The organism is Variovorax sp. 20P10.2.4 (assembly GCF_058244205.1).
The window spans coordinates 1-3,795 of sequence record NZ_JBZAYE010000670.1; the positions used below are offsets into that span (position 1 = coordinate 1).

Annotated in this window: 5 protein-coding genes; all 5 read right to left on the reverse strand. The window is 70.0% G+C overall.

Features of this window, described 5'->3' with window-relative positions:
• Positions 1–400: LytR/AlgR family response regulator transcription factor (locus AC27VN_RS35375; protein ID WP_490879632.1), on the reverse strand; the 400-nt coding region annotated here is incomplete at its 3' end.
• Entirely contained in the window at positions 397–1,515 is a 1,119-nt protein-coding gene (locus tag AC27VN_RS35380) for a sensor histidine kinase (RefSeq protein WP_490879633.1), read from the reverse strand. The genes AC27VN_RS35380 and AC27VN_RS35375, both read right to left, overlap by 4 nt.
• On the reverse strand, positions 1,512–1,805 hold the full coding sequence (locus AC27VN_RS35385; RefSeq protein ID WP_093339854.1) for a 2TM domain-containing protein: 294 nt from the start codon (positions 1,803–1,805) through the stop codon (positions 1,512–1,514). Before AC27VN_RS35385 ends, AC27VN_RS35380 begins: the two co-directional genes overlap by 4 nt.
• Positions 1,802–2,755: a sterol desaturase family protein gene (locus AC27VN_RS35390; protein WP_490879634.1), complete on the reverse strand. Its 954-nt coding sequence runs from the start codon at positions 2,753–2,755 to the stop codon at positions 1,802–1,804. Before AC27VN_RS35390 ends, AC27VN_RS35385 begins: the two co-directional genes overlap by 4 nt.
• Before the next feature lie 53 nt (positions 2,756–2,808).
• Positions 2,809–3,330: a DUF6622 family protein gene (locus AC27VN_RS35395; RefSeq protein WP_490879635.1), complete on the reverse strand. Its 522-nt coding sequence runs from the start codon at positions 3,328–3,330 to the stop codon at positions 2,809–2,811.
• Positions 3,331–3,795 lie beyond the last annotated feature (465 nt).

Here is a 3,795-nt window from a genome sequence, read left to right on the forward strand (position 1 = left end):
GCGCGGCCAGCGCCTGTTTCAGCCGCGCCACCGTCTTGCGCAGCCGCTCGGGTTGCACGGGCTTCAACACGTAGTCGATCGCCTGGGCCTCGAAGGCACGGGCCGCGTACTCGTCGTAGGCGGTCACGAAGACCAGCTGCGGCATCGGCGCTTCGTCCGTGGGCCAGGCGTCGGCCAGCTCGGTGGCGGCGCCCAGGCCGTCGAGGCCCGGCATGCGGATGTCGAAGAACAGCACCTGCGGCAGCAGCCGCAGCGCCTCGCGCACGGCGCTACGGCCGTCGCCCGCGATGGCGGCGATCTTCAGCTCGGGCCAAGCGGCGGCCAGTTCGGCCTTCAGCGCCTGCGCGAGCAGCGGTTCGTCCTCGGCGATCAGCGCGGTGGGAGTGGCAGGAGTGTTCATGGCGTGGGGGAAGCGGCCGGCGCGTCGCCGGTGGAGGAAGCCTGCAGCGGAAAGCGCAAGGTGGCGCGGGTGCCCGTGTGCTCGCCGGGCGCCAGCGTCAGGGCGGCACGCGGGCCGTAGACCGTGGTCAGCCGTTCGCGCACCTGTTCGAGGCCGAAGCCGCCGCCGTCCCGCGACGTCGACGGCGACGCTGCATCGAGCCCGACACCGGTGTCGCTCAGTTCGATCACCAGCAGGTCGCCCTCGCGGCGCGCGCGCACCGCGATCTCGCCGCCCTCGACCTTGGGCTCGAGGCCGTGGCGGATGCTGTTCTCCACCAGCGGCTGCAGCAGCAGCGGCGGCACCGGCACTTCGCGCAGCTCGGCCGGCAGCTCGAGCGTGTAGCGCAATCGCTCGCCCATGCGCACCGACATCAGCTCGAGGTAATCGGCCAGCCGGTCGAACTCGGCCCCCAACGGATGCGCGAGCGTGCGCGAGCCGCTGAGGGTGACGCGCAGGTAGCTGTTGAGCCGGTCGAGCATGGCCACGGCGCGCGGCGGATCGAGCGTGATCAGCACCCGCAGGTTGGCCAGCGTGTTGAACAGCATGTGCGGTTCGAGCTGGGTCTCGAGCAGCTTGAGGCGCGCTTCGGTCGCGTCGCGCCTGGCTCTTTCGATCTGGCCCTGCAGGTGCTTGCTCTTGCCGAGGCTGTAGAAGAAGAAGCAGGCGCCGGCGGTGGCGACCAGCGTGATGGTGAGCGTGGTGGCCAGCTTGTGGCCGCGGTAGTCGAGGAAGTCGAGCAAGGGGGCGCCGCTCCAGGCGTCGCCGATCAGGTTGCCGAGCAGGAAGCCGGCGGTCACGCCGAAGCCGATCAGCGCGATGCTCTGCGTGCCATGCGGCCAGAGCACTTCGCGGTGGCCGCTCATCAGCAGCCGGCCGCCGTCGATGCACAGCCAGCTGATCAGGCCGATGGACATCGAATAGACCATGTGGTTGACCCAGCTGCGGCCGCTCGAGATGCTGAGCGCGGCCGCGATCAGGCAGCAGAAGACGGCGGTGATCAGCCCGTGCCGCAGCAGGTCGCGCAGGTTCTCGATGCCGAACCTGGGGCGGGCGGCGGCAGGGGCCTGGTTCAACGGCGCTCCCCGGCGGCCAGCGCGCGGCGTTCGCGTTCGACCAGGCGCTCGTAGAAGTCGCCGCCCGGCGCGATGAACCAGATCACGGCGCCATGCACCAGCAGGCCCAGGCCCCAGCCCATCAGCGGATAGACGGCCCAGGTGTGGCCCTTGGAGGCCGACAGCGCGACCAGGCCGAGGTTGACCAGCACGTAGACGAAGGCATGGATGTACCAGCCCATCTTGGCGCCGGCGCGGCGGCGGGCGCGCTTCTCGAGCTCCGCGGGAGAGGGGGACGAGGACGTGTTCATGACAGCTCCTTGATCTGAACGGGAATGAAATCGGCAGGTGGGGAGGCGGCGGGCGCCGGGGCCTCCACGGCCGCGCGCCGGCGCAGTTCTTCGGTGGTCTCGCCGGGCCCGTCGGGGTTCCAGCCCGGCGGCTTCACGAGGTAGCCGACGAAGGCGCGCACCGAGCGGGCCGAGGCCAGGTCCTTGAACAGCGCGCGCCATTGGCTGAACTCGATCTCGAGCAGGTTGTACGAGGTGATCGGCTTCACGAGGCCGTAGCGGCAGGGCAGGTCGGCGCGTTCGGGGATGTAGGTGCCGAACAGGCGGTCGAACACGATCAGCACGCCGCCGTAGTTGCCGTCGAGGTACTCGAGGTTCGAGGCATGGTGCACGCGGTGCGCCGAGGGCGTGTTGAGCACCCATTCGAGCGGCCCGAGCTTCGGGATCCAGGTGGCATGGATCCAGAACTGGTAGAGCAGGTTCAGGGTCAGCATGATCAGCACCACGCGCGGCGGCATGCCCAGCAGCGGCGCCAGCATGAAGAAGGCCAGCGTGCCGGTGAGCTTGCCGGTCCAGCCGAAGCGGTAGGCGGCCGACAGGTTCAGCTCGTTGGGCGAGTGGTGGATCGCATGGGTGCACCAGAACCAGCGCACCCGGTGCGCGGCGCGGTGGTACCAGTAGTAGCAGAACTCCTGGCCGATGAAGCAGGCGGCCCAGCCGGTCCAGTGGTCCATCGGCAGGGTGAGGAGGCGGTGCGCGTAGAGCCAGTCCATGGCGCCGGCCCAGAAGGCCAGCGGCAGCAGCCAGCGCAGCGGGTATTCGCGCACCAGGAAGTCGAACACCGAGATGCCGGCCGCCTTCCAGTCGTAGCTGCGCCAGCCGTTGCGCCACGAGAGCACCAGCGCTTCGGCCAGCGAGGCGATCAGCACCACGGACACCGAGATCTTGAGGATCAGCACGAGGACGGACATGGCGCTTCCTGCAGGCGTGGGGGAATGGGCGGGCGAAAAGGGCGGCGCCGATCTTAGGCGGCGCCGGCTTCGCTGGCCATGGCGTCGGTGGCGATCGCCAGCTTCCACAGGCGCAGGGCGCGGGCCGCGAAGACGCCGCTGAAGGCGCCGTAGAGCACGGGGATCGCGACCGCGAACACGCTGTCGTGGCGCAGCTCGGGGTGCATGACCAGCGCCACGCCGACCACGTACTTGGTGAAGAAGATGCCCATCATCAGCGCCAGCGGCACCGCGCTGCCGGCCAGGTGGAAGCGGCGCGTGACGGCGTCGTAGCGGGTGCTCGCGGGCAGCGGGCGCCGCAGCACCAGCGCGATCATCACGGCCGCGGCGGCGGCCCAGCCGAGCAGGGCGCCGAGCGAATCGCCGAAGGCCGAGGCCACGCCCATCAGCGACAGCGCGCCCATCGCGATCGGCATCAGCGTGATGCGCGTCAGGCTCACGCTGCCCGACAGCAGCTGCTTGCTGCCGAGCCAGACCAGCAGCACGAAGACGGCGAACACCCACTTGGGCGTGTGAAGAAGGATCTGGATCAGCATGGGGTGGCTCCTTGATCGGTCGAGGGTGGAAAGGCGGCCGGAAAATCCGGGAGAAACGATGGATGCCCGAGGGCGTTGGAGCGGACTTTGCCGGCGCGCTCGCAGGGCCGCCACGGCCGTGCGATGAAATGCGGGGGCGCGGCGCGAAGTGCGTACCGGCGGCGCCAAATGCGGCCGGACGCGGCGCGCGGGCGGCACGGAATCCGGTGGGCCGCGGCCCGCCGCCCCCGAAGTCGAAAGCTTTACCGTCGCTTTACGGCACAGCAAACTCTGCATACACCTTTCGGCGCTGTACTCTAGGCCGCAACCCGTTCAGGCTCTACTCGCTTCCCATGGACCCCCACACCCCTGTTCCCCCGCCGGCCGCCGCATCGCCCACGCATCCCCCGGTCCGACGCCGCCGCTGGGTCGGCAGCCTGATCGCGCTGTTATTGCTCGTGGCCCTGGGCGGCGGTGCCTGGTACC

What these genes read in the sequence shown, in the direction of transcription:
- AC27VN_RS35385 (WP_093339854.1), bottom strand. Translation starts at nt 1,805, where the DNA reads ATGAACACGTCCTCGTCCCCCTCTCCCGCGGAGCTCGAGAAGCGCGCC.
- AC27VN_RS35390 (WP_490879634.1), bottom strand. Translation starts at nt 2,755, where the DNA reads ATGTCCGTCCTCGTGCTGATCCTCAAGATCTCGGTGTCCGTGGTGCTG.
- AC27VN_RS35395 (WP_490879635.1), bottom strand. Translation starts at nt 3,330, where the DNA reads ATGCTGATCCAGATCCTTCTTCACACGCCCAAGTGGGTGTTCGCCGTC.